The sequence below is a fragment of the Roseimicrobium sp. ORNL1 genome, assembly GCF_011044495.1.
Lineage (GTDB): Bacteria > Verrucomicrobiota > Verrucomicrobiia > Verrucomicrobiales > Verrucomicrobiaceae > Roseimicrobium.
In genome coordinates this window covers 722,891-749,057 of sequence record NZ_CP049143.1, presented here as the reverse complement: position 1 = coordinate 749,057, position 26,167 = coordinate 722,891, and the positions used below count along the sequence as shown (strand labels likewise).

Annotated in this window: 21 protein-coding genes and 1 tRNA gene; 9 read left to right on the top strand and 13 right to left on the bottom strand. The window is 59.6% G+C overall.

The window, feature by feature from the left end:
• Positions 1–96: 96 nt before the first annotated feature.
• Positions 97–1,473 (bottom strand): hypothetical protein, encoded by a 1,377-nt coding sequence (locus G5S37_RS03025; RefSeq protein ID WP_165200710.1) that lies wholly within the window; start codon positions 1,471–1,473, stop codon positions 97–99.
• A gap of 175 nt (positions 1,474–1,648) precedes the next feature.
• On the opposite strand from G5S37_RS03025, the gene G5S37_RS03020 reads away from it, so the two are divergent.
• Both G5S37_RS03020 and G5S37_RS03015 read left to right on the top strand, forming a co-directional pair.
• Positions 1,649–2,005: a cupin domain-containing protein gene (locus G5S37_RS03020; protein ID WP_165200708.1), complete on the top strand. Its 357-nt coding sequence runs from the start codon at positions 1,649–1,651 to the stop codon at positions 2,003–2,005.
• Between the two features lie 145 nt (positions 2,006–2,150).
• Positions 2,151–3,692, top strand: coding sequence for an L-histidine N(alpha)-methyltransferase (locus G5S37_RS03015; RefSeq protein WP_165200706.1), 1,542 nt, complete (start codon positions 2,151–2,153; stop codon positions 3,690–3,692).
• Positions 3,693–4,029: 337 nt separating this feature from the next.
• Here the strand turns inward: G5S37_RS03015 and G5S37_RS03010 are convergent, their stop codons facing one another.
• From G5S37_RS03010 to G5S37_RS32645, 10 genes are all read right to left on the bottom strand, one after another.
• On the bottom strand, positions 4,030–6,540 hold the full coding sequence (locus G5S37_RS03010) for a DUF4838 domain-containing protein (protein ID WP_165200704.1): 2,511 nt from the start codon (positions 6,538–6,540) through the stop codon (positions 4,030–4,032).
• A 179-nt stretch (positions 6,541–6,719) separates the two neighbouring features.
• The gene (locus G5S37_RS03005) at positions 6,720–7,625 is read right to left on the bottom strand and encodes a hypothetical protein (RefSeq protein ID WP_165200702.1); all 906 of its coding nucleotides are present in this window, start codon (positions 7,623–7,625) and stop codon (positions 6,720–6,722) included.
• Between the two features lie 277 nt (positions 7,626–7,902).
• Complete coding sequence (locus tag G5S37_RS03000; RefSeq protein WP_165200700.1) at positions 7,903–8,265, bottom strand: YciI family protein; 363 nt, start codon at positions 8,263–8,265, stop codon at positions 7,903–7,905.
• A gap of 116 nt (positions 8,266–8,381) precedes the next feature.
• Positions 8,382–9,746, bottom strand: coding sequence for a sulfatase-like hydrolase/transferase (locus G5S37_RS02995; protein WP_165200698.1), 1,365 nt, complete (start codon positions 9,744–9,746; stop codon positions 8,382–8,384).
• A 113-nt stretch (positions 9,747–9,859) separates the two neighbouring features.
• The gene (locus G5S37_RS02990) at positions 9,860–10,687 is read right to left on the bottom strand and encodes a sialate O-acetylesterase (protein WP_206026288.1); all 828 of its coding nucleotides are present in this window, start codon (positions 10,685–10,687) and stop codon (positions 9,860–9,862) included.
• A 12-nt stretch (positions 10,688–10,699) separates the two neighbouring features.
• Positions 10,700–12,181 carry a sulfatase-like hydrolase/transferase gene (locus G5S37_RS02985; RefSeq protein WP_165200696.1) on the bottom strand — a complete coding sequence of 494 codons (1,482 nt, stop codon included), beginning with the start codon at positions 12,179–12,181 and terminating at the stop codon, positions 10,700–10,702.
• 59 nt (positions 12,182–12,240) lie between these two features.
• Complete coding sequence (locus tag G5S37_RS02980; RefSeq protein ID WP_165200694.1) at positions 12,241–14,361, bottom strand: arylsulfatase; 2,121 nt, start codon at positions 14,359–14,361, stop codon at positions 12,241–12,243.
• Positions 14,362–14,431: 70 nt separating this feature from the next.
• Complete coding sequence (locus G5S37_RS02975) at positions 14,432–16,231, bottom strand: phospholipase D family protein (RefSeq protein WP_165200691.1); 1,800 nt, start codon at positions 16,229–16,231, stop codon at positions 14,432–14,434.
• Between the two features lie 139 nt (positions 16,232–16,370).
• Positions 16,371–16,628, bottom strand: a complete 258-nt coding sequence (locus tag G5S37_RS02970) for a hypothetical protein (RefSeq protein ID WP_165200688.1) — start codon at positions 16,626–16,628, stop codon at positions 16,371–16,373.
• A 271-nt stretch (positions 16,629–16,899) separates the two neighbouring features.
• On the bottom strand, positions 16,900–17,025 hold the full coding sequence (locus G5S37_RS32645; protein WP_276617019.1) for a hypothetical protein: 126 nt from the start codon (positions 17,023–17,025) through the stop codon (positions 16,900–16,902).
• Between G5S37_RS32645 and G5S37_RS02965 the strand changes: the two genes are divergently transcribed.
• From G5S37_RS02965 to G5S37_RS02955, 3 genes are all read left to right on the top strand, one after another.
• Positions 17,024–17,953, top strand: a complete 930-nt coding sequence (locus G5S37_RS02965; protein ID WP_165200685.1) for an alpha/beta hydrolase — start codon at positions 17,024–17,026, stop codon at positions 17,951–17,953. The genes G5S37_RS32645 and G5S37_RS02965 overlap by 2 nt on opposite strands.
• A 111-nt stretch (positions 17,954–18,064) precedes the next feature.
• The gene (locus G5S37_RS02960; RefSeq protein ID WP_165200682.1) at positions 18,065–19,066 is read left to right on the top strand and encodes a ribokinase; all 1,002 of its coding nucleotides are present in this window, start codon (positions 18,065–18,067) and stop codon (positions 19,064–19,066) included.
• Between the two features lie 252 nt (positions 19,067–19,318).
• A complete protein-coding gene (locus G5S37_RS02955) occupies positions 19,319–20,443 on the top strand; it encodes an aldo/keto reductase (protein WP_165200679.1) in 1,125 nt (374 codons plus the stop codon).
• A gap of 293 nt (positions 20,444–20,736) precedes the next feature.
• On the opposite strand, the gene G5S37_RS02950 is transcribed toward G5S37_RS02955, so the two are convergent.
• Entirely contained in the window at positions 20,737–21,264 is a 528-nt protein-coding gene (locus G5S37_RS02950) for a cytochrome C (protein WP_165200676.1), read from the bottom strand.
• A 131-nt stretch (positions 21,265–21,395) separates the two neighbouring features.
• Here G5S37_RS02950 and gluQRS point away from each other — a divergent pair, with 131 nt between their 5' ends.
• From gluQRS to G5S37_RS02935, 3 genes are all read left to right on the top strand, one after another.
• The gene (gene gluQRS / locus G5S37_RS02945; RefSeq protein WP_165200673.1) at positions 21,396–22,247 is read left to right on the top strand and encodes a tRNA glutamyl-Q(34) synthetase GluQRS; all 852 of its coding nucleotides are present in this window, start codon (positions 21,396–21,398) and stop codon (positions 22,245–22,247) included.
• A 66-nt stretch (positions 22,248–22,313) separates the two neighbouring features.
• Entirely contained in the window at positions 22,314–23,225 is a 912-nt protein-coding gene (locus G5S37_RS02940) for an aldo/keto reductase (RefSeq protein WP_165200670.1), read from the top strand.
• 101 nt (positions 23,226–23,326) lie between these two features.
• Positions 23,327–24,697 (top strand): Gfo/Idh/MocA family oxidoreductase, encoded by a 1,371-nt coding sequence (locus G5S37_RS02935; RefSeq protein WP_165200667.1) that lies wholly within the window; start codon positions 23,327–23,329, stop codon positions 24,695–24,697.
• 90 nt (positions 24,698–24,787) lie between these two features.
• Here G5S37_RS02935 and G5S37_RS02930 read toward each other — a convergent pair.
• Positions 24,788–24,861, bottom strand: a tRNA-Gln gene (locus G5S37_RS02930).
• 93 nt (positions 24,862–24,954) lie between these two features.
• Here G5S37_RS02930 and G5S37_RS02925 point away from each other — a divergent pair.
• Positions 24,955–26,163, top strand: coding sequence for a sialidase family protein (locus tag G5S37_RS02925; RefSeq protein ID WP_206026287.1), 1,209 nt, complete (start codon positions 24,955–24,957; stop codon positions 26,161–26,163).
• The last annotated feature ends 4 nt before the right edge of the window (positions 26,164–26,167 follow it).

Below are 26,167 nucleotides of genomic sequence, written 5' to 3'. Positions count from 1 at the left end.
CAGCTTGCCATGCAAGCCAAGCCACGTCACGAAACGATGGCTCAGCCATGCTGACAATCAACCTGCTTTCCGAGAAGTGCACGCCCCTCGCTCAGCTCACGGAGCAGCGGGTGCGCTGGCTGCCGAGGAAACGCCGGAGCTGTTCACCGTGCGCACCGTGTAGGAGTATTTCTTCCCGGCTTCTGCGCTGGCATCCTTGAAGCGCATCTCCGCGAGTGGTGGCGTGGGCGAATCGCTGTAGCCATTCTTCTGGAAGATCGGCCGCCCAGTCACGCTCGAGGGTTTCTCCGGCACGCGGGCGATTTCCTTGCCGTCGCGCTCGATGATGAATGCGGTAATGCCACTCTCGAAGTCTGCTTCGGCTTCCCAGGTAATCACGCCATCAGCGCCGAACTTCACCATGGTGGGCGCGGGCGGTGGTGTGGCATCACTCACATTGCCGTCCTTGGTGTATTCCATCCAGGCCTTTGCCACGCGGGCATCGGGTAACCATGCGGCGGTCTTGGGGTCGTCTTTGAATTGCGTGGCGGGTACAGCTGCGTTCCCCAGCGGGGCGGCGAGCTGCGTGTCGTCATTCTTCATGGCCTGCAGCTTGCTGTCACCGGCGTTCTCCGGCAGGCGCGCGGTGAGGCAGGCGTCGAACCACGGAATCGCAAGGTAGCGCTGATTCCCGCAATCATGGCTGCTGTTCGGATCGACCGAAACGCCGATGAGTCCGCCTTTGGAGCGCAGCGCGGTGAAGTAGGCCTCCACGCCCTTCCACACGCCGCCGAACCGGCCATCCTTCACCGTCACGCCTTCCTTGGTGCCCAGATTGCACATGGCTGGTACCACAAGGGAGGCATCTGGAATGGTGAGTGGAGGCAGGGCCGCGGGATCAGCAGCGGTGAGCTTCGGCGCGCCGGAGCGGAGCCACGCAGCAGCAATCCGGTCTGGATGCATGAGCAACATGGAACCCGCCCAAGTGCCGCCACCGGAGTGTCCCCACAACGCCCATGGCACTGTGTCCAACTCTGGATGCCCGGCGAGCTTTCCGAGGTCTGTCAGCGCCTGCTGGAACTTCTTGTCCGAGCCATTGCGGGGATCGCACCAGAGCTGGCAGTTCTCCTTCTCCGGCTGCTCATAGGAAGGCCCAAGCAGGGCGCACTCATGCTTCTTCGCCAACGCCTGCCAGTGCAGATCATAGGCCGCTGTCTGGCCGGACTTGCACGAGCCCTCACCACAGCCGTGCTGATGCACGATGACGCCACGCAGCGTCTTCACGCCCGGCGGCACCCAGAGCGTGTAGGTCACCCCATACACCAGCTCTCCCGGCTTCGTGGAGCCGTCGTAGCGGACCCGGTAATACGGAGCGCTCGCGGGCGGTGGGGTATCGTAAGGCGCGACTTGAGCAGACAGAGTGCTGGTGGCGACAGCAAAGAAGGCTATCGAAAGGAGCCAGTGGGATACGCGGGAGCGAAGGGGCGATTGCATGAACGACGAGAGCAGATGCGGTGAAGGACGTGGAACAGGCTCATTCATACCGCATCAGTGTGCCAAACATTGCACTTTCTGCATGGAACCACGGTGTTCTCCCCCAACCCGCTTCACCTCGCCCGCCCATTCTCCTTGCGACTTTCCCAAACTGGCGAATCGATCCCGCAGACGCATGACCATCAACCAACTCTCCGCCCAAGCCCCCTTCACGACCAAGGACGGCTCCACCATTCGCAGCATCCTGGATCGCACTAATGCACCTGTGGAACTGCAAAGCCTCGCGGAAGCCACCGTCCCCTCCGGCACCGCCACCCAGCGGCACTATCACAAGGTAAGCGAGGAGTTTTATTTCATCCTCGAAGGTCACGGCCTGATGGAAATCAATGGCGAGACCCAAAACGTCAGCCCCGGCGATGCCATCCTGATTCCCCGCACCGCGTGGCACCAAATCACCGCGAATGCGGGATCCACCCTTCGCTTCCTCTGCTGCTGCGCTCCGCCGTATGCGCATGAGGATACGTACTTTTGAACACCTCATCTTCAGAAAGTCTTACAAAACATCGAAAAACATTTTGCCTGCACGGAAATACAACCTTTCATTGGAGAAAATAACGGTGCATTAGTGAACGCAGAACGCAGTTTTGCTTGCACAAGCATTCACGCAAATTGCCTCCATGCCTTCTTCATCTGATAAAATCAAAACTCCCGCTAGTACAAAAGGAACGGGAGACCTAGCTCCACCATCCGGTCGTCCGACTCCCGAGGACATTAAAGTTCCGGGAAACCAGTTGATATGGCAGATCATAAAAGAGCTACCCAGGGAGCACGTATTGCTTTTCGGCGTTTTATTAATTTTCTTCTTACTAAGTATCGCAATGCTGGCTGCAGGGGCCATCAAGGATCGTACAGAGTTCTTTTATATATCGTACGGCAGCCTTGTCCTTTGTGCGTTGAGCATCTTCTTTATAGTGCATCAATCGCGAGTAACCATCGGCACCCCCCTTTCACCAACGGGAGGAGCCAACTCCAATCCACAGCCGAATCCAGTCTCACAGGTCACGCAAATTGCTCTAAGTTCTTTAGGGGAGAGCGCCCACCAGGGTTCTTTTGAATCAGAAACACGAATCACACTAGGCATAGACGCAGCGGGTTTTGGTTGGACACTCTGCTTCATTGGGGAGGATCAATCGGACATGCTACAAGCATTGTGCAGTGATCTGAAGCGAGAGCGCTCAACAACAGGAGACGGCAAGAGATTCGCATCAGGATTCTCATATTGGGGAATTGTTCCAACTCTCGCTTGGGCAACTGCCTCAAGTGATCCCAGATATGTCATGATGAAGCAAAGCCATGATCAATTTGCGAAACGCTGGGGAAAGTTACACAAGGAACGATCGCACAACTATCACTACGTGAGCTTAGGAGTCGGCACAGGAAAGAAGGATCAGATTATCTTGAGCGACTTGCGTAAAGACTTCAGCAATCATGCCGAAACCAACAAACGCATGTTCTATTTTCCGGTAGACATGAGCCCTGAAATGCTCCGCTTGGGGGTGAAAAGTATAGCTGCTCTAGATCTGGTCAAGTTGTCCAGATTGCTACCTCTTCAAATCGATTTCGCAAACGAACAAAACATCGCGGAGCTTCGCGAAATGTTGGACAAATTTGTTGGAAACGAACCAATCCTGTTCTCTCTACTGGGAAATACGTTGGCTAATTTTGAAGACGATGGCGAGCTGTTGCAGCGGTTATCGCGCTTACTACGAGGAGGCGATAAACTGCTGCTTGAAGTTGCTTCAACAGAAACAATAAACGATGCGACAGTTAAGCTAGCGGCTCAGGAATATGCGGGCAGCAAGCGATTTTGCAAATTTGTTACTAGCTCATTGCTTCAGTACACGGATCTACCGGTCAACGAAGAGTGGGTCCAATATCACGCCGATGCGGAGGAGAGTAAAGCCATTCGGTTAACCATGTTCTACGAGAATAAGAGTCCGGACATTAGAAGTTTTCGACTTCCAGATTCCCTCTCTGTAAACTTTACGGCGGGTGACACAGTCCGACTGTATATCAGTCGCAAATACACTGCCGCAGGCATCCAAGGACTCATTGGAGCCGCGGGAATGGAAATCCAACACCGAGACAGAAAGCCATTTTCACCAACCTCCGGTGGATTTGGTATCGATCTATTACTTCTGAATAAAATGAAGGGCTGACGGGATCGATTCCCATGGATTCTTGGGACCGAGCTACAGACAAACATGTTTCTTTCTCGGCAGCAGCAAGCGATACCACGCAGCTATCGACAATGCGCTGAAAATAACTGGCGCCCATCTTTACTACCTCTCTTCACGCGAAGGTCCGGAAGGACCATCACGCTCGTCAGCACGCGAGGCATCATCATCCTTTCGATTGAGCAGGGTTCCGAAGGAAAAGCAGACGGAACAATCCCACGCAATAGCCCTCCTCAACTCTTCATGCCACAAAGAGTCGGAATGGTGCTGTGCATCGTGACCAGCGGATCAGCGCACGATAAGGCCTTGCGCAGGATTTTCAGTTGGAGTCCGGTGCAGCCTTGGCATCGGCGCGGCGCTGCTTTTCCTTTTCCCAGTTCGCGGGCGGCGCATAGCCATTCAAGCGGGCAAACTTCATGGGGTCGAGGAAGTCCGGCTTCGAGGTGGGAGAGAGAGCGAAGCGCTCCACAGTGCCGTTGCGCACGCGTTGACGGCAAACATTGAAATACCAAGGATAGGTGGCGGCCGGTTTACGACCAGAGATGCCGTTGAGCGGGTCCACGGCGTCCTGGAGATCGCCGCCCAAGGGCAGCCGGATTTCCACGCTCCAGAATTTGTCGCCTGTGAAGGTCGCCACTTTTGCACCGGATGACCACGCAGGCTTCGGCTCCCCATCATGATCCACGTCGAGCACGCGGCCTGCTGCATTCACGGCAATCTGGTAGAAGGCGTGGTTTTGTGTTTCGAAGAGCAACTGGAGGTTGTCGCCCTCAAGGATGCGTGGGTCATCATTCTTATCGCCGGTGTTCTGTACATTTGCCATGTCCAGGTCATCGCAGCGCATGCCGAAGTAGAGCGCGTTATCCGAGAAGAAGACGTGGAAGCGTGTCTTTGCTCTTGTCACCTTACCCGTGGTGCAGTCGACGAGCTCGCCGGTTTGATAGGCGGACATCTTCTTCCACAGGGGTTCATCGAGTTTTCCATCGAGCGAGATCTCTTTACCATCCTTGTCATTGATGCGCAGGACGCGTGCATTCTCGCGACCAGCGGTGCGCAGCAACTGCTCACGACGGGCGACGAGTGGCTGGATGTAGTCTGCCACCAACGCGATGCGCTTACCGGGCAGTGAGTCCGCGGCGACTTTCTGTTGCGCCTTGGCGAGAAGGGTGAAGGCTTCCGCAATCTGCTCGGACGATTGATTCATGCCCATCCAGTGCGCTTCACCATAGGCAATGAAGGCTTTCATCTCCTCGCTCGCAGGCCCGTAGAGGTCGCGGCAGTACTCATTGATCATCGCATCCACATCCAGGCTGGAGTCCCACCACAACCGTGAGGTCACGTAGAGATTGAGCGCATTCACGCCGAAGGCCTTCAAGTCAGCCTCGCGATAGAATTCCATGTAGTCGCCCATGGAAATGCCCTTCAGCGAGCGTAAATCCTCCGCAATGGCATGCGGGAAATAGACCGGGAGAAAGGCATACGCGCGCTCCTGCCGCGGATGCAGGTAGTATTCATAGTTGCAGAGCGAAGTCCCGCCCGCTGGCAGCTTCACGAGCCAATTGCGGCGCAGTTCGTCCATCCATTCGCGCCGCTCCTTTTCGTAGAAGGAGGCACGCTGCTGTGCGATGCACACAATGATGTTCGGGCTCAACTTCTCGATCTTCGTCGGCGGCAGCACGGAGGCTCCATAAGCGACACAGATAATCTTCCGGTCAGGATGTGTCTTCAGCAGTTCCCTGCCAACCGCGTCCACATAGCCCCACACGTAGTCGGAGAAGCGGCCAAAGGAACCACGCTCCGGCGTCTCCTTGCCCTTGCAAAGGTCGCACTGGCACATGCCCACATAGCCGTCTGCGGGCATCACGGAGACGACAGGAATCTCCATCTTGTCGAACATGGCACGCACGTATTTCACATTCTGCTCGCGCAACCCGGGCGAGGAGAGGCAGGGCTTGCCTGACTCCGCCGTGTCGCGCTTCCCGTCGATGAGTGTGTAGTATTCCGGGTGTGCCTTCTTCACCTCCTCGCGCGCGTGCACATTATTTGTCCCGTGTGCCACGTAACCCGGGCCAATGAGATCCGGCGCCTGGTTCAACCCAAGTCGCAACTGCCACAGGGTCTCCTCCGTCTTTCCAGCGAAGCGTTTCCCATACTGATACGGATAACGCAGAGGGAAGTCCGGTATCACCGTGCGGTCACCCTTTGGCAGCGCGATGCTGGCCTGCTTCGGCACGATCTCGCCGATGTCTCCCGGCAGGTACCAGCGCACTCCGAGTCCGCGCAAAAACTCGTGCACCGCATTGAGTGAGCCGCGCTCATCCTGCTCCCACACGCCCAGTTCCTTGTTCTCCATCTTGAAGGTCTGCCGGAGATTGAGGTCCATCTCCCACTTCTCGCCGGTGAGTGTGTCCCACTCACTGCGCACGCGTTCCAGATCCCTGGCGGTGTGCGGCCAGGGTTCGCGCGGCGTGTAATCGCGATCACGTCCAACGAGGGCCAGCCACCGCTCCCCCGAGACCATTCGGAAGGCGCCATGCCGCAGTTCATCGCCACCCACCTTCAGCTTTTCCGTCGCGGCGCTTTTTCCAACATAAATGGGAATGCGTCCGCCGCCGGACTCCGTGGTCACAATCGGGAGTGTGGCGCCACTGACCTTTTGCACGTACGTTTGCAATTCCTGCGCCGCCAGCCGCGCCATGCGAGCCGGATTCTCGGCAATGACGATCTCCGCGCGCGGCTGACCGCCATCAACAAGGAGAGGCTGGGATTGGGCTATGGCGGCCTTGACGGAGAAGAACAACAGCGAAGCGAGCGCGAGGAGAAACTTCATCGGATGTTACAACGAGCTCCGATGCCATTTCTTATGGGTTTGCCTCAGAGATGTGTTTTGGCGAAAATCACAGTGCGGTGTGAGGGTGTGAAAGCCTTGCGCATCACCAAAGACAAAAGCGGCATTACCCGATTAGGCAATGCCGCTTGTAGGAGTGTTGATGGGAAAGGTGCGGAACGTCAGTCAATGCGACGACCTTCGGGCTGCGCGTTGGGAGCAGCGCCATCACGAGGAGGAACGGGAGGTCCCTCACGGCGCGCATCCGAACGCGGAGCGTCGGGACGGCGTTCTTCCCCACGTGGGCCATCAGAGCGATGATCTTCGCGCTTGGGCTCATCAGGGCGACTGAACTGCTCACGAGGGCCGTCATGGGTGCGCTGCTGCTGTTGTTGCTTCAGTGCGTTCTTGAGCGCTTCCACTTCGCGGGTGAGGCGCTGCACCTGGCCACGAAGTTCTTCTGTGCCGGCATTTCCATCGCGCCGCTGCTCGGGACCACGTGCGGCGTCGGGACGACGCTCAGGGCCGCGCGCTGAATCGGGGCGAGGATTCGGAATGCGCTGGGGTGAGGCGAAAGTATCGCCGCCTTCACGTCTGCCCTGCTCCGCCCAGTTATGATGGCGGCGATGCTGGCGTTGTTGGAATTCGTCTGGGCGGCGAGCATCACTGCCTGCAGCAGGACCAGGAGGATTCACGCGGCGGCCTTCAGCAACGTCTCTCCGCTGTCCGTCGCGGCGGTCATTTCCAAGACGGCGCTCACCAATGGCACGTTCAAGACGCTGTGCCACATCACCCAACCCTGCTTCACGCAGGTGCTTGAGCGCTTCACGAATATGCGCATCACGATCCGGCGTGGATGCTGCGTGCTGATGGTGCCTTTGCATATCAGGTCCCGCCTGTTGACCGGGGCCACGATCCGGGCCGCGGTCAGAGTCGCGACGCGGTGCATCTGGTCGAGCATCCGGCCGGGACACTGGCGGAGCAGGCGGATCCTTGGGACGATCTTGATCGGGTCCGGGCTGCTGCGCGTGCACTGCCAGCGACAGTCCCAGCGCTGTCGCGATGGTGAAGAAGCAATTGGTTTTCATATACGTTCTAAAACCTGTCCCCGGGACAATGGTTGCAAAGTTCCACCAATTATTCCTTCACACCGCGAATCCCTTCCAGGGGAGCAGCAACGTTATAGCATGTTATATCTATAACAAATTTGTTATACAGAGCGGTGATCCATGAGACATGCCAAAGCATGACTTCGCCAGCATGGATCAATCAAGACAACCGGCGAATCTCCAGCCTCCAAGTGAGCTTCGCACGCTCGCCTTCGCGGCATCTCCGCAGACGAGCGTGCCTCTTCCAATGCGCTGGTCAGTCCACACAAGGACCAGTCATGAAGGGGCGCAACTCCAGTGCCGTGCCGACCCGCAACCCGGGAAAGCGCTTCGCAATGGCCAGGACTTCATCCAGGTCCACGCACTCCAGGACTGCAAATCCACCGAGCACCTCCTTGGTCTCGGCAAAGGGACCATCGGTGATGGTCACTTTTCCATTTTCCTCCCGCAAAGTCGTAGCGGTGGAAGGAGGCTGCAGCGCCACCCCGTCAACGGATTTCCCCGCACGGACGAGTTCCTCATTCCAGACTCCGCAGTCGGCGTGGATCTGGTTCCGTTCCGCGCTGGAAAGTTCCGCCCAGCGGGCGGTGTGAATGTTGATGAGCATCAAGTATCGCATGGTGTAATTCTTTCTAGGTTCACCATCTGGTCGAATGGGAGCGTTGGAAATCGACACCTGCGACAAAACAATTTCTGCAGCCGCTCGTCCCTGAGCGCGGCCCGGCGACTTGCCTCCTACTGCTGCTGCCGGTTGGCCTTTTTCTTTCCCTGGCCATTTTTCTTCCTCGCTTGCCCCGGTTCCTTCGGTGCAGAAGCCGGCGCCTGCTCGGCATTCCACTTGTCCCAGAGTGCCTTCAGTTCGGTGACCTTGTCAGGCATGGAGGCAGCGAGATCTTTGCTTTCGCCGATGTCCGCGGAGAGATCGTACAGACCCGCCGTGGGACCTCCGAGATTGGCCTTCACCAACTTCAGGTCACCGTGGCGGATGGCCATCTGCTCGCCGAAGCGCCAGTAGAGCGTTTCATGCGGGCGTCCTTTGTTCTCACCCGTCAGGTGGGGAAGGATATCAATGCCGTCCAACTTCCATGCAGGATCGGCTTTCACGCCAGCGGCAGCGAGACTGGTGGGCAGGATGTCGAGTTGAATCACCGGATTCTCATACGTGACGCCCGCGGGCAGGCGGCCCTTCCACTGCACGCAGAAAGGTATGCGCACACCGCCCTCCCATGTGGTGGCCTTGAAGCCGCGCAGTGGACCGTTGCGAGAGGTGGTGCTCTGCGTGGGGCCGCCGTTGTCGGAAAGGAACCAGATGAGCGTGTTCTCCTCCTGTTTCAAATCGCGTACCTTGCCAAGGATGCGGCCCACGGCGTCGTCCATCGCTGACATCATGGCGGAGAAGGTGCGGCGCTTTTCCTCCGAGATGTCGGGGAAGCGGTCCATGTACTTCTTCGGTGCTTCCAGGGGAGCGTGCTGGGCGTTGAAGGGCACATAAAGCAGCCAGGGGCGATCCTTGCTCTTCTCCAGCCAATCCACTGCGCGCTCCGCATAGGCGTCCGTGGTGTAGAAATCGGAACCGGCAGGCGGCTGGATTTCCGGTGAGATCCGGGAATCCACGAACTGGTTGGGCTTGAGGAACGGCGTGTTCGCCAGCGTGCCGTAGAACTCATCGAACCCTCGCGCCATGGGGCGGAACTGCGGAGCGATGCCGAGGTGCCACTTGCCGATGGCACAGGTCTGGTAGCCAATCTCCTTGAACCGCGAAGGCATGGTGGTCTCTGCAAGCGAGAGTCCACGGTCCTGCGCCGCAGCGGAGTTGAACTCATGCCCGAAACGCGTCTGGTAGCGTCCTGTCATCAGGCCAGCCCGCGTGGGGCTGCAGTAGGGCCCGCTGACGTAGCCTTGGGTGAAGCGGATCCCGTTCTTCGCAATCGAATCGATGTTGGGTGTTGGAATGTCCTTGGCGCCTTGGAAGCCGAACTCGCCCCAGCCGGTGTCGTCGCAGAGGAAGATCAGGATGTTGGGCTTTTTCGTTTCCGCTCCGAAGGCAGAGAACGCGCAGCCAAGAACGAGGAGCGCCGTGAAGAGCAAGGTGGATTTCATGACGTGAAAAAACGCTGGCGGTGGATTTCGGCGTGGTAACGAAGGCCCGCCGCCGATCTCTCACCGCTCACGATTCTTTCACAAAACCCCAACCCTCTATCCTTGCGAACACTTCAGCGGCTCTTCGCCTGCAGCTCCTGCATCGCCTTCGCGTAGCGCTTGCCGAACTCACGCAGTGAGGCGGAGTCGAAGTGGACCACGTCTCCCTTGTGCTTCAGTCCAGAGGAATCCACCACGGCGGAGTTTTTCACCAGTGTGGGAATTTGCGCGATCTGTTCATTCACCAGTTTCCAGTGCACAGGCTTGCCGTCCTTCGAGGTTTCCGAGAGGAATTCACCCAGCTTACCCGCAACGAAGGGGACATTGGGCGCATCCAGATCCTTGCGCCAGTCATTCACCATCGCCGCCAGGCGCTTGGCATAGGTTTGGGATTTCTCCAGATCCCCGGAGTCATTCTCACCCTGGTGCCAGAGGATGCCTTTCAAGGTGCCGTCCTTCATCGCAGCCTTGATGCGTACCAATGCCGCTTCATACAGGTCCTTTCCTTTCTGCCAGCGTTCCAGCGGTGTGCCTCCGACGGCGCAAGGCACGAGGCCAATGGTCACACCGGGATTTGCATCCGCCATCACGCGGCCAAAGGTGGAGCCCAGGCCTACGCCGGCAATGGGTTTGTCAAAGTGCAGCGGATCGAGCGCTGGGGCCCACTTCTGTTCTTTGGTGAACATGAGCACGCGATCATGCGGCTTCTTGTCCACTTCCTCCACCACGCCACGGCCCGCCATGTTGGACTGGCCAATGAGCAGGTAGAGGTGCAGGGATTCCTTCTTGGGCAACGGTGTGCTCGACGATGGCGCAGGATCCGCCCCATGGGACGAAAGGCACAGCGACAGGCTGCAACCAAGAAGGGAGAAGAGGAAACGGCTACGTGTAGTTTGCATCATGGGAATGGAGGGTCACTCGGGTGATTGGCGGGAGGCTTCCTCTTCACGTACGCGCTTCACCTTGCTTTTATAACCTTCGGCGAAATTTACCTGTGAGGAACGCAGTTGCAGCAGGAGTTGCTCGCGCATGCGGCTGAGCGTGCCCTGGTGGGCGGGGTCTGCTGCGAGGTCGGTCATCTCCAGCGAATCCGCATCCAGGTCGTACAGGTACTCCTTCGCTTCATCCGCCCAGTATTTGTAGCGGGTATCACGCACCATGATGCGCAGAGGGGGGCTGTCCCCAATCTCACTGATGGCCACGGGGCGTACGCGCTCCTTCTTGCCAGTCGCAATGGGCATCAGCGAGCGAGCGAAGCGGCCTGGGGTCAGGCTGCCACCCGCTGCTTCGACAATCGTGGGATATGCATCCATCATCTGCACGGGAGCCTTGCTTCTGCCGGGCTTCACCTGAGTTGGCCAGCGGACTACCATCGGCACGCGCGCAGACTCTTCATGGAAGCGTCCCTTGGTCAGGAATCCATGAGCGCCCATCATCTCGCCATGGTCAGCGGTGAAGACCACCATGGTATTATCCCACGTGCCGCGCTCCTTGAGTGCACCTACGAGTCTTCCGGCGCAGTGATCCACAAGGGAGATTTTTCCAAGGTAGTTCGCCAGCAGCTTCTTCATCGTCACCTGATCCACGGTGAGGTTCTCCCGCTTGAAGGACTCCGGCACATTGGCGGGCAGGGTGAGCTTTTCAGGGTCGTACATGGTGGCATACTCGCCGGGCGCATCGAGCGGGGGATGCGGTGAGTGCAGGCTTACCACGAGGCAGAGCGGCTTGTCCTTCGGCTGCTCCTTGATGAAGTCGACGGCAAGACCGGTGGTGAAGCTGTCATGGTACTGCTCCACAGACGCCAGGCTGGCACGCGGCTCAAACTCCCACAGCACATAGCGACGGCGAATATCCTTCGCCACGGCATCCAGCAGGCCGAGTCCACTCAAGTACTTGCCATAGACGCCGCGATCCGTCGCATTGTCAGGAGGGCCTGCGATGTCCTTCACCATATCCAGACCGAGGGCCTTGTAATACTCCGGTGGGGTGGGATACTCACGCTTCCACTCCGGACCTGAGTTCCAGTGCAGCTTGCCGATCTGCGCCGTGGTGTAGCCCGCCTGCTGCATGTCGCGGAACATCGGAGCCGACTCCGCCCTCACATAGTAGCCGGAGGCATTGCCCCACAGCGCGTGGCCGTGATTGTGTGGATACAGTCCGGTGATGAGCGACACGCGCGCCGGCATGCAAACCGGCGAGGTGGTGTAGCACGCATCAAAGATCATGCCCTCCTTCGCAATCTGGTCGAGGTGCGGCGTCTTCACCTGGGGATTGTCCCAGCTCGTGTATCTGGGGCTCCACTGGTCGGTGAGAATCACCAGCACATCCGGCTTCTGCGATGCCAGGGGAAGGGTGAATGAAAACAGTGCTGCGGTCAGCAGGAACAGCCTCTTCATAGGGGAATGGATGATGGAAGGTGAGGGAACGAACTCGAAGATGTGAGCTGCGCTGCCAGTCAGTTGGTCACCCGCAGGTTGCGGAATCCAGCACTTGATTCGAACACGAGGAAGTTCAGCGCATTCTTGGGTTCACCGAGCACGGCGTGTGTGCCTTCGATCACGGCATCGTTCACCTGCACGGTGGCTTTGTCGCCCTTGAAGGTGATGCGCACCGGATACCACGTCTTCTGCGCAAGCTTCACCGGCTTCCTCGCGATGCGCCCGATGGCTTCCTTCGCTTCACCGGGAGAAGGATTCTTGGTCAGGCCCACAGCTTCTGGAGATACCTCCACGCGAAAGCTGCCTTTCTTGTCTCCCCACTCGATGCGCAGGGAGTGACGGTTCGCGCCATCGAAGGCGATCTCATAATCGATGACGCCATCCGTGAGTGATACAGGGACACGCATCACGGCGCCGTTCTTGTCCTTCGCCAGTTGTGATCCCCACAGGCCGCCATCCCGTGCGGTCCAGTTGTCCTTCCGTGCCACCCAGGGTGCTTTGGGAAATTCCTGCAAGTCGGCTTCCAGCACGATGCCGCCAGGTGCTTTCTCCATCGTTGCAACAGTCTTCTCCGTTTGCTTCACTACGGCTGGAGGCAGTTCGCGGCTGTAGCCACCGTCCCGATAGCGTACCAGCAGAGTGCGCAGTTCCTCCACTACTTCCGGATGCGCGGCGCTCACATCCTTTTCCTCAGCGGGATCGTCCTTGGTATCGAAGAGCTGGGGACGAAATTGCGATGCATTCAACTTTTTCGCGGCTGCCTTGATGCCTTCTGCGGGCACGCCTTCCACCCACTTCCAGGGTCCTTTGCGAATGGCATACACCCCATCCGAGCTATGGACGATCATGTCATTCCGCACCGGTGATTTCGCATCACCCTTCAACGCGGCGAGGAAACTGCGACTATCTTCCGCGGCCTTCTCCGCCGACGGCAAGGGCTCCCCTACGATCTCCGCGGTGGTCGCCAGGATATCAACCAGGCTGATCATTTCATTTGAGGTGGAACCCGCAGGCACCTGTCCCGGCCAGCGCACCATGAAGGGCACCTTGAACCCGCCCTCCCAGACATCATGCTTTCGGCCGCGCAGCGCGCCATTCACCTTGAGGCCAGCCTTGTAAGCCTGTGTCTGGGGAGTATCGCCGTCTGTCTTGAGAACGCCACCGTTGTCACTGGTGAAGAGCACCAGGGTATTCTGCGCCACGCCCTTCTTTTCCAGCGTCTCAAGGATGGCGCCCACACTGCGATCCAGCTCATTGATCCAGTCACCGTAGAGACCCGCGGGACTCTTGCCGGCGATGTCCTTGTCCGGAGTGATGGGGTTATGCGCCGCCACCGGGGTGAAGTACAGGAAGAACGGCTTGTCCTCCGGCTGCTGCTCGATCCAGCGTGTGGCCTTGAGTGTGAGTTGCGCCATCACGCGATCGTTCTTCCGACGCGGCGCATCCAGAGGCAGGATGTTGCCACGCCCGCCTTCGGTGTCTTCCGGACCGTAGGAGTCCTGGAAGTTTTGCGCTTCGTCGGGGCCGAGGTCCGCAATCTTCACCCCCTCGGGCATCTTCCCGCTGCGCAGTCCGTACACAAAGCGGTTCTCCACGAAGACACCGGTGAGGTCACCGTGGTTGGCTGGCACCGCGAAGTGATAGTCAAAGCCGATGTCCAGCGGCCCTGGTGAAAGCTCCGCGGTGTAGTCCGTGCGCCAGTTGGGATTGTCTGTGGCCGTGCCGTAGCCCAGGTGCCACTTGCCCACGGCAGCGGCGGTGTAACCGTGCTTCTTCAACAGGGAAGCCATGTTCAACCGGGTGCTTTCAATGTGCAGCGGCGAGAATGTGCTGAGCACTCCGTGTTTCTCTGTGGTGCGCCAACAATAGCGCCCGGTGAGCAGCGAGTAGCGCGTGGGCGAGCACACGGATGAAGTCGTATTGGCATCCGTGAAGCGACGTCCTTCTTTGGCAAGGCGATCGATATTCGGCGTCTGCACGAGTTTCGGATCCGCGCCATAAGAATTGATGCTGCCATAGCCCAGGTCATCCGAGAGAATGACCACGATGTTTGGCAGTGAAGTCGCCGCGCGAGCCGCTTCACCGGCAGTGAGAGCGCTGGCAAGGGCGAGCAGAGAGAACAGCTTCCGGAAACACATCCCCGCCTAACGCGGACGAGCGCCACAGTTTTCAGGAATCAGCACGGTCTGCAAAAATCTGGCGGGAATCTCACAGCATCTCATCAATGGGCAGCCACGACACCAGGCGCATCAAGAAACGTGAACCCCAGCGTGTTTCCGGCTCGCGTCGCAAGACCGTGTGCTTTTCCATGTTGTCGCCACACCAGCACACAGGACCGCGTGTCTTCATGTGTTCTTTTTCCTTTTGATCAGGTTTTCCCAGCGAAAGCCGCCAACTGCGATCCGGCTTCATGCCGCTCTCGATTAGGCCCGCCACCTCACCAGCCAGCTTGGGGTGGTTCACCATCAGTCCGATTTCCGTATTCAGGTCCGCGGAGCGTGGATCCAGATTGAAAGTACCTACGAAGACTTGCTCGCGGTCAAAGACCACTGCCTTGGTGTGCAACACCGTACGCGGTCCGCGCTGCTTCCCGTTTGTCGCCACAGTGCCAGAATCATAGGGACGCAGTTCATACAACGACACCCCGGTCTCCAGCAACCGCTTACGATGTTTGGCATACCCGGCATACGCGGGCATCTGGTTCGTGGAGGCCAGTGAGTTCGTGAGAATGCAGACGTGCACGCCGTGATCGATGCGCTCGTGCATGTTTTCAAACGTCACATTTACCGGCACGAAGTAGGCGGACTCCACGAGGATCTCCTTCTCCGATCCACGTGCTTGTGCGGCCAGCGCCTCGGCCACGAGTGGCTCACCCATGGGCTTCTGCACCTTGCCCGGTAGGTCTGCCACCACACGCACCGGCGCCTTTACCATGCGTGCGGTGATGCGGTGCAGTGCTTTCGTGGTCTCGGCATCGCCTTCCAGTTCCTTCAGCCGGGGGTGTTTCTCCCACTGGAATGCCTCGGCCAGTTCCTTGCGCAATCCGGCGAGGCGCTGCTCCGACCGGTGTTTCATGGAAAAGGTGTGCACCGGTACGGCCCACTCACTATTCCAATAGAGGTCGAAGCTTTCTGACACATCCTGCACCACCGGACCACGCACCATGAGATCGAGATCGCGGAAATCGTATTTCTCATGCAGGCCGAAGTAGTTGTCCGCAATGTTCCTGCCGCCCACGATGGCGATCTGATTGTCCGCGGCGAAGACCTTGTTGTGCATGCGGCGGTTCAGGCGTGAGAAATCCGCGAGGAACTGGAAGGCGCGTCCCATGCCGCCGCGCTTTCGCGAATTGAAGGGATTGAACATGCGCACCTCAATGTTTGGATGCGTGTCCAGCGCTGCTGCAATGAGATCGCGTCCGCCCGTATGAATCTCATCCATGAGGTCACGGATGCGGTCCTTGCGCTCCAAGTCATCCGGCGTGATTTCCGCCAGGGTGTCCTCCAGATCTGCCGTAGCCGCACGCGCTGCAGCGGCGAGTTGCTGCAGCATCCCGTCCACGATGCCTCGCGAGGTGATATCATCCAGCAGCAGGCGCACACGCACGCCTCGATCTGCGGCAGCGATCAGTTCCGACAAAAGAAAGCTGCCCGTCTGGTCGCCGTCCCAGATGTAGTACTGCATGTCCAGCGACTGCTGAGCAAACCGAGCGAGCGCCACGCGCGCGGTGAAGGCCTCCATGCCATCATGCATGTGTGCGACCTCGGAGATGCGGATGGGACTTTCTCCACGACGCGGCGTTGTCGAGGTCGAAGCCGATTCCCCCGTGGTGAAGGCGACATTCGCCTTGGGAGCGACCGCGCGTGACTCAGCCATCGCTTCGGCGCGCGCTCCAAGCACGGATTTGCAGCCTGTCATTCCCAGTCCGCAGAAGAGAAGCGCCAGCCATGGCCCAAGCCTCCACAGGAAGCGCAGGCGGACAAGAGTAGCCGGGGGCCCCGAGCGCATGGTTTCACCCGCTATAGCCGAGGCTGCCGCAATCTCAACGGGATAGAAGAAACAACACACACGCCCCCGCTCCTGTCACCTCGGCGTACCTTATGGACAGGAGTTGGGGGGCGCAAAATGGAATCGATGTCAGCCTCGCTCAGTTCGACTTGGTTTCGGTCTGCGTGCTCTGGGTCGTAGAGCCGCCACCGCTGTTGGTCGTCGTGGTAGAGGAACTGGATTCAGTCTTCTTTTCGGCGGACGGGGTCACGATGGTTGTGTTGTGCTCCTCCTTTTTCTCGCCGGGGGTGACGATGGTGGTCTTGGACTCGCCAGGCGGCACATTCACATCAGTATCACAAGAGGTTAGGCAGCAGGCTGCACAGGCAGCGGCAAGGGTACAAAGCAGGGTTTTCATGTTGTTGGTTTGGGTGGTTTGCGCAGACATGTCGGTTTTGCAGACAGGCATGGATGCTTAGCTGAAAATCGCAGCCCTCCTTCACGGCGGACGTCAGCATTAGCCCGCTTTTGCAGCGCGGGCTCCATCGATTATTGGTATCCTCAATGGCAGTGAACGGATTATCAATTCGCGTCACGATAGGCTGTGCCCACACTTCGTGGCTCCCAAGCGCCCTTCACACCAGCGCTGCCCAGCTTCTTTTTCTCAACCCAGCGATGCCCCTGCCAGTTCATGTAGGTATCAGTTTCGCCATTTGCACGATGGCGGTAAGCTGCACTTCATTGCCCGTGGCGGAGGCTGGAACATCCACCTCCACCCCGAACGCACCCGCAGCCATCACGCACGATTCACCCATGATGACTGATCACGATCACACCATCACGCTCTCTTCAGGACGTAGGCTCGGATATGCGGAGTATGGGGACCCGAAGGGAGTGCCACTGTTCTACTATCATGGATGGCCGAGCTCGCGCTCCCAAGGAGAATTGCTCGATGGTATCGGCAAGGATTTGGGCCTGCGCATCATCTCGCCGGATCGCCCAGGTCTGGGGCTCTCGGATTTTCAGCCAGGCCGGCAGCTGCTCGACTGGCCGCCGGTGCTGGAAGAACTGGCGGCGCATGTGGGCGCGGAGAAATTTCACGTCATGGGCGTATCCGGTGGCGGACCGTATGTGCTGGCCACGGCGCACACCATGCCGGACCGCGTCCTGAGTGCCACGGTGATTTGCGGAGCGCCTCCCCTGAAGGAAGTGGGCACGCGCGAGCTGATGTGGACGTACAAACTCGCTCTGTGGGGGCAACGCCACACCCCCCTCCTGCTGGCGCCCGGACTGGCGCTCTCTGCCAAGGTATTGCGCCTCCCTCCCGACTCGCTGCCGCTGCGGACGTTCATTTCCAGCCTCGGGCCTCGTGATCAGGAAGCACTGCGCTCGGTGGAAAACACTCGCATCATCATGGGCAGCGGCCGCGTGGGCCTGGAGTCTGGGCACCGAGCCATGACGCTGGATGGCAACATCTACACCTCCGACTGGGGCATCGAGCTGGAAAAAGTCACCTACCCCGTCCGCTACTGGCACGGTTCACTCGATCTGAACATCCCGCATTCGCTGGTGGAGAAATTCACGAGCCGCATGCCCAATGCCAAGCTCACCATCATGGACGGCGAGGGTCACTATTCCCTGCCGATTCTGTGTTCGCGCTCCATCCTGGAGGAGCAACTGGGCACGTCTCCTGGCCAGATAGTAGCCGGCCAGGGCCTCGTCAGCCCGAAAGCTGCTGATTGACGAGGAATTTGCACGCAACGGCTCAAGTTCGCGTTTTTTGGCGCGTTGATCACATGTATGGCGCAGCGGGCACACCATCTGCGCCTACATTTGAGTCCTTCCCTCCCAACCATGCCCGAGCTTGCAGCCACGCCCACCGTCACTGTCGTCGGATCCCTGAACCTCGACACCCTGCTCACTGTCCCCCACCTGCCCGAACCCGGGGCCACAGTCATCTGCTCGGGGTGGGATGCGCGCTACGGCGGGAAGGGGGCGAACCAGGCGATTGCCGCCGCCCGACAGGGTGGCGAGGTGAGCATCATCGGCTGCGTGGGGGACGACCCCGTAGGCTCGGCGTATGTGAACAGCCTGATTGAGCAGCAGGTGGGCGTGAGTGGCATCCAGCCGCTGCAGCAGATGCAGACGGGGCGCGCCTACATCACCATCGACTCCGCGGGACAGAACACCATTGTGGTGAATCAGGGCGCGAACATGTACCTCTCCGCCGAGCTCGTGCTGGCGCAGGAATCGCTGCTGGCAGCCTCGGATGTGGTACTGGCCCAGTGCGAGGTGCCCATCGAAGCCGTGGTGGTAGGCCTCCAGCGCGCCTCAGAGCTGGGGAAAACTACGATCCTGAATGCCTCCCCCATCAACCCGGAGTTTCCCTGGGGACAGGTGCCGATTGATTTCCTCATCGTGAACGAACGCGAAGCGGCCGCGCTGCTGGGCTATTTCGTGGAGAGCACGAATGAAGCCTCCACGGTACGCGCCCAGATGGCAGACCTGGGAGTAGGCACCCTGATCATCACCCGCGGAAAAGAGCACACCTTCGCCTTCAGCGCGAACCAGGCCTACAAGGTGCCGCCACCCCAAGTGGAGGTCGAAGATACCACGGGAGCGGGGGATGCCTTCGCCGGAGCCTTCGCGGTCCACTGGGCCCAGACGCACAATCTGCTCTCCAGCGTACGCAAGGCCAACATCGCCGGCGCCATCACCACCACCCGCCTGGGCGCACAGGACGCGATTCCCACGCGGGAGGAGGTGGATAACTTCGGGAAGCCACCACCCATCCCCCAGTCTCAGGTCAGTGAAGGTGAAGGCGAGGTGGCGAACGAAGAAGAGGTGCCTGCGTAGTCGCTTGATTCATGGGCTTTGTCTTGGAGACGTTTCCCTTGGAATCTCCCCTCGCGATGTTCGTCAGCACAGTAGCAGAGGGCGTGGTTCTCTATAAGACACAGAGCAGAATGCTCCTGCCTCGCCGTATTTTCTGTGGAGAGTCCTGAGCTGTTCGGGGACAGCAGGAAATGCCGCTGCTTGCGCAATCCTGCACTTTGACCCGGCAGCATTCCGGCCTACCCTTGACTCAATTTCTCACTTCCTTACCCCATGAACCTTACTCGTACTGCATTTGGAAGCTGGAGCGGCGGTCGCTTCATGCACTTTGGCGAAGCGCTGGATGACGCGCGTTACATCAACCTCGTCCACCGCTCGTACGAAATGGGCACCCGCAGCTTCATCACGGCGGATGTGTATGGCGGCGGTCGTGCGGACACCCTTCTGGGTGAGGCGCTCAAGGGCATCGACCGCAGCACCTACAACCTCTCCGGCATCGTGGGCCACGACTTCTACGGTGGTCTCCGCGCGGGTGCGAAGGGCTACCCCCGCTTCACCGAACCCGGGCTGCGCAGCCCCGAGGAGTATGCAAGCTATCTGGCCATGGCGACGGAGAAGTCCCTGGAGCGCTGCGGCGCAGAGAAATTCGACCTTCTCATGCTGCACAATCCGGATTCCGTCGGCTACAGCAGCGAGGCAGTGTGGGACGGCCTGCGCACCCTGAAGCAGCGTGGCTTGGTGGACCGCCTGGGCATCGCCCCGGGACCGGCCAATGGCTTCACGCTGGACATCATCGGCTGCTTTGAAAAGTTCGCGGCGGACATCGATTGGGCGATGATCATCCTCAATCCCTTCGAACCCTGGCCCGGGCAGCATGTGCTCGCGGCGGCGAAAAAGCACAACATCGACCTGCTCGCCCGCGTGGTGGACTTCGGCGGCATCTTCCATGATGACGTGAAGCCCGGGCACAAATTCCGCGATGGCGACCACCGCACCTTCCGCCCGCAGGGCTGGGTGGAGCACGGCTGCGAGAAGCTGGAGCAGGTCCGCCCCATCGCTGAGAAGTATGGCCTGACCATGCTGCAGTTCTCCGCCATCTGGGATCTCTCGCAGGAACCGGTGAAGAGCGTGGTGCCGACGCTGATTCAGGAAGCCTACGAGGGCGCGAAGAGCATCGAGAGCAAGGTGGACGAACTCGCCGCGCTGCCAGAAGTCACCTTCACGCCGGAAGAGGTGAAGGAGATCGCGGCCATCGGCGACAACACCGGCTGCATGAAGCTCAAGGGTGCCAGCGAGCGCCACGCCGGCCAGGATCCGCGCGCCGACGAGTGGCCCATCCAAGAAGGGCAACTTCGCGTGGCCGAGCGCTGGGGTCTCGGCGCGACGTGGGCGTGGTAAGCTCCTGAAAGTAACCTCGGCTTCCGCCGAATCAGATCTGCATCAGGAGGAGCCGCGTCATTTGACGCGGCTTTCTTCATGGAGCGCAAAACACAGGCCTCACCCCAAGGAGCGGCGTGCTTTAGCCGCCGTGGAAGGGTCGCCATGGCATGGAGTGCTGCGTGACCATGGACGCCAATTCAGCACCTGTGAGTTCCTGTCAGGTGAACCCGCGACAAGGATACGTAGCATGCCTTTCACGCTCCCACGGCGGCTAAAGCACGCCGCTCCTTGGGAGTGCGCCCCCGTTTCGGCTACGACCACTGGCTCATTTCATACAGCTTCGGATCCCGCACGGGCGCGGCAAAGCTGGCCTTAATCTTCTTCACTGTCTGCGCGAAGAGGTCCGTGCCATCACTGCCCTCGCCACCGTCTTCGAGGTGGCCGAATTCGCTCTCCAGCTTTTCGGGGTCCTCGCCTGATTCGAGGCGGCGCACCAGTTCGCGCATTTCCGGCGGCACCTTGTCACCCATGAGGTCGGTCATCTTCTTCATCACGTGGCCGAGTTGGCGGGGGTCGGGATTGTTTTCATCCATGCCCGCCATGTCGCGCTCCATCTCCGCCATGATGGCTTCCATCTTGGTCTCATCCATGCCCGCGAAGGGGTCATCGCCGCCTTCCTCCTGCAGTCCCTTGAGCATCGCGAACCGGGAGACGCGCTTCTCCATGCGGAACTTGGCGTCATCCGGACACCGGGGGGTTCTGCCGCCCTCGGAACTGTTGCGAGCCAGGAACTGGTAGATCCGGTTGTTGTCCGGGCAGAAGAACTCGTAGATGGGCATGGCGGAAAGTTGCGGGTTGAAAAATGAATCCGGCGGGACTGTATGAGTGCGAGAATTTTGCGTGAGATTGGGCGTTCGCTCAACCCTCAACCGCAGGACAGCACTGAATCGCACCAACCGGCCCCCAAGACGTGACCACCCGCTTCGCCCCCTCACCCACTGGCTGGTTGCATCTGGGTCATGCGTACGCAGCGCTCTTCGCTGCGGAGGAGGCGCAGCGGGCTGGAACTGCAGGCCTGTTCCTTCTGCGTCTGGAGGACATCGATACCACACGCTCGCGTCCGGAATACGAGGCTGCCATCTACGAGGATCTGCGCTGGCTCGGTCTCACCTGGGAGGAGCCGGTGCGCCGGCAGAGTGAGCATTTTGAGGATTATCGGCAGGCTCTCGCCAAGCTTGATACCATGGGTCTGTTGTATCCCTGCTTTTGCACCAGAAAGGAGATCCAGGAGGAAATCGCCCGCGCCGGAGCTGCGCCTCATGGACCGGAGGGACCGCTCTATCCTGGCACGTGCCGGAGTCTTTCGCCGGAGGAGGCCCAGCAACGCAAGGCTGCGGGGCGTGACTACGCGCTCCGGCTTGATATTGAGAAGGCTCTCGCGCTCGGTGGTCGCGAGCTGGTGTGGCAAGATCTCGCTTACGGGACTTTCATCGCAAAGCCGGAGGTGCTGGGAGATGTGGTGCTGGCGCGCAAGGAAACTCCCACCAGCTATCACCTCGCGGTGGTGGTGGATGACGCGGCACAGGACATCACGCTGGTGACTCGCGGGGAGGATCTCCTCACGGCCACGCATCTGCACCGCCTGCTGCAAGCCCTGCTTGGCCTCCCCGTGCCGAAGTGGAAACATCACAAGCTCGTGACCGACAGCGAAGGCAAGCGGCTCGCGAAACGTGACAATGCACGCGCGTTGCGCACGCTACGCGAGCAAGGCTGGACTCCGGAGCGTGTCTTCACCGAACTCGGCTTTGGTTTTGCCCGCTGAAAATCTCTTGCCCGCGCTCGCGCTCCTGCTCTTCAATCTCCCAGCCAAACCCTCTGCACTCCTCCCATGATTCCCCGCATCCGCCTCGCTCCGCACAGTCCTGAGTTCTCCCGCATCGCGTACGGCACGTGGCGCATCATTGATGATCCGACGCCCACGCCACAGGAGCTGAACCGCCGGATTCAGGTCTGCCTGGAGCTCGGCATGACCACGCTGGACACCGCGGAGATCTACGGCGGCTATGAAGTGGAAGAGGCGCTGGGCCGTGCGCTCGCGCTCACCCCAGGCCTGAGGGACAAGCTGGAAATCGTGACCAAGGCGGGCATCTACGTGCCAAACAAATTCCACCCCGAACGCCGCACCGCGCACTACAACGCGACCGGCGCGCGCATGGTGAAGAGCCTGGAGAAGTCCCTGCGCTTCCTCGGCACGGATCACGTGGAGCTGCTGCTGGTGCATCGCCCCGACTGGCTCACGCGCGCAGACGACACGGCGAAGGGTCTCAATGATCTCGCGCGCTCCGGCAAGGTACGCAGCACGGGTGTATCCAACTATAATGTGCACCAGTTCAGCCTGCTGAACTCGCAGATGGAGCAGCCGCTGGTGACGAACCAGCTCGAATACCACCTGCTGCACATGGATCCGATCTACGACGGCACCTTCAGCCAGTGCGAGCAACTCGGCATCGCCCCCATGGCGTGGAGTCCGATGGCGCAGGGTCGTATCTTTGATCCGAAGAATGAGGCGGCTGTCCGGCTGAAGGACGCAGCAGACAAGATGGCCCCGCGCTACAACGGCGCCTCGCTGGAGCAGCTCGCCTACGCCTGGATTCTCGCGCATCCCAGTCGGCCCCTGCCCATCCTCGGCACGAACAAGATTGAGCGCATCCAGAGTGCGGCGGCTTCGGTGGAGATCACACTGGAGCGTGAGGATTGGTATGCGCTTTGGGAGGCGGCGCAGGGAAGGCAGATACCGTAAGGCAGGATTTTCAGGCAGCACGGATAGAGCGAGGTTCATCACAAAAGTGCTGACCAAACACCTTGGGTTGTTCCGTTCCTTTGGACTCACGCCTTCTCGCCATGAACCCACGCATCCCCACTTCCTCGCGCCGTCGTTTCCTGCAGCAGTCCGTTCTGGCAACCGGGGCCTCGGTGCTGGGCTTCCCGGCGGTCGTTTCCAGCCGCTCGCCCAATGGTCGGTTGAATGTGGGCGTCATCGGCAGCGGTGGTCGTGGCGCGAGCAACCTCAAGGAGGTGTCGCAGATTTCCGACATCGTGGCGCTCTGCGATGTGAATGAGAAGAATCTCGAATACGCCGCTGGCTCACACCCGCAGGCGCGGAAGTATCGCGACTACCGTGAGTTCCACACGAAGATGGATGACCTCGATGCTGTGGTGGTGAGTACCACGGAGCACACGCATGCCTTTGCCGTGGTGCCGGCGCTCCGCGCGAAGAAGCACGTGTATTGTGAAAAGCCCCTCACGCGCGATGTGCATGAGGCCCGCGTGGTGATGGAAGAGGCGAAGAAGGCGGATGTGACCACGCAGATGGGCACCCAAATGCATGCCACCGCGAACTATCATCGAGTGGTAGAATTGATTCAAAGCGGCGCCATCGGCCAGGTGGGTGAAGTGCATGTGTGGGTGGGCCGTTCGTGGGGCATGCAGACGCGTGCTGAGGCGGAGAAGAATGATGACCTCTTCGTGAAGGCAGGCCTGCTGGACTACATCGACAAGATGCCGGAGAAGGGCATGGCTGTACCTCCGCAGATTGACTGGGACCTCTGGATCGGGCCCGCGCCCATGCGTGAGTATCATGACATCTACCTGCCCGGCCCGCGCTGGTATCGCTATTGGGACTTTGCCAACGGCACCATGAGCGACCTTGGCAGCCACTGGAATGATCTTCCCTTCTGGGCGCTGAAACTCGACCACCCAAAGACCATCGAGGCCAGCGGCCCGCCTCCGCACAAGGAGATTGCTCCTGCGAACATGACCGCCACCTGGACTTACGGGAAACGTGGCGACCTCGCCCCCGTAACCATGCACTGGTACCAGGGCACAGCGGTGCCCAAGCCCATCAAGGACGGCCTCCTGCCGAACTCCGTGAAAAACGGAGTCCTCTTCGTCGGTGAGAAAGGCATGCTCTTCGCCGACTACGGCAAGCACACGTTGATGCCGGAAGAGAAGTTCAAGGGCTTCACCCCACCCAAGCCCTTCATCCCCGACTCGCCTGGGCACCAGAAGGAGTGGGTCGAGGCGGCCATGGCCGGGAAGAAATCCTCGTGCGACTTCAGCTACAGCGGCCTCCTCACCGTCGCCAACCACCTCGGCGGTGTCGCCTACCGTACCGGGAAGAAAATCACGTGGGATCACGTCGCCGGAAAGACGGATGACGAGGGTGCCAACAAGCTGCTCACACGCGAGTATCGCGCGGGGTGGAAGCTGTAGGCCGCGGGCTTCGAGGTTCCAAAGTATCTACCTCAGAAGGCAGAGGCCACACACCGCTGCCGTTGCCAAAACTCTCTGTCTCTCAGAGAGTGGCTACCGCGTAAGGATTCGAACCTTAACTGGGGGAGTCAGAATCCCACGTGCTACCGTTACACTACGCGGCAATCGGCTGGAGGGTGACCATAACCAATCCGCCGGGCTTGGCAACTCCGGTGTGCAAATTCCCTTGGTCGCGCCGTCTTTCTTTTCCCTCCCGCATGCTTCCGATTTCCATCCGCTCCTGTTTTCCCGCGCTGATCGCCCTGTTTCTGGGGGCCTCCGCGGTCCGTGGCCAAGAAAATCCGGCTTCGCTCCTCCCTCCCGGGTGGAACCCCAAGGAGGCGGGCGACCGGGTGATGCAGGGACTGGTCAATACCACGGCTCCCCGCGTGAAGGGGGCGCACGACGCCGGCATGGTCCTGGCCCGGGACCGGGCGTGGATTGTGGCCGAGGCGAATGACGTGCAGCCCGGCGAGGCAGCGAAGTGGCCCTATGTCTACGTGACCCTCTCGATCGTGAACCTGAAGACGCAAGAGGTAGAAAATGTCATCGACTTCGCCCGGGGAGAGCAGGTCTTCGAAAATGAGACGCTGCCCGTCGGCGCGTGCTTCGTGCCCCGCATCATCCAGAAGGACAAGAAGACCCTACGCTGCTACTTTGCCAGTGAATCCCCTGGCGAGCGCCAGTCCCAGATGTGGTACACGGACTTCGACATGGACCGCATGTGCTTCACTAATCGCATCCACAAGGTGAAGCTGAAGACTGCCAGCGGCACGCATGACATGCAGCCACAATATTTCTACGAGGACGCAGTCGCTCAGGGCTTCAAGCATCCTGCAAAGGACTTCGGGCTCTACATCTTCGACAACTTCAAGACCATCGGCGGCAAGACCTATGTCACGCTGAACAACTATCCCATCTGCCAGAACGCGCTTGCCTTGGTGCATCCCTCGCTCGATACCTTCGAAGTGCTCGGACATTTCCACGAGCCCACGGATCTGAAGCTCTCTGAATCAGCAGCGCATCAGTTGCCTGGTGGCACGTGGCTGGCCATTTGCCGGCAGGAAGGCGGAACTCGCAACTACACCTTTGCCACCAGCATGGATGGAAGGAAGTGGACAGAAAACGAAGAGCGGTCCTTCGTCACGAATGGCGCCAGTTCCAAGCCCACGCTCGACAAGTTTGGCGATGTCTACTACTTGGGCTGGCAGGAAGGCACCCGCATTGATGGGGTGAGCCGCTCTGTCTTCAATGTGGAGGTTTCCAAAGATGGGAAGCAGTGGGAACGGAAGTACCGTTTCGAAACGACCAAGTCCTTCCAGTATCCTGTCTTCGCCGAATACAATGGCTCCATCTATGTGGCGGTCACGCAAGGTGATTCTTCCAATGAGCGGAAAGAACGCATCATGTTTGGGAAGCTGGAGTAGTGGC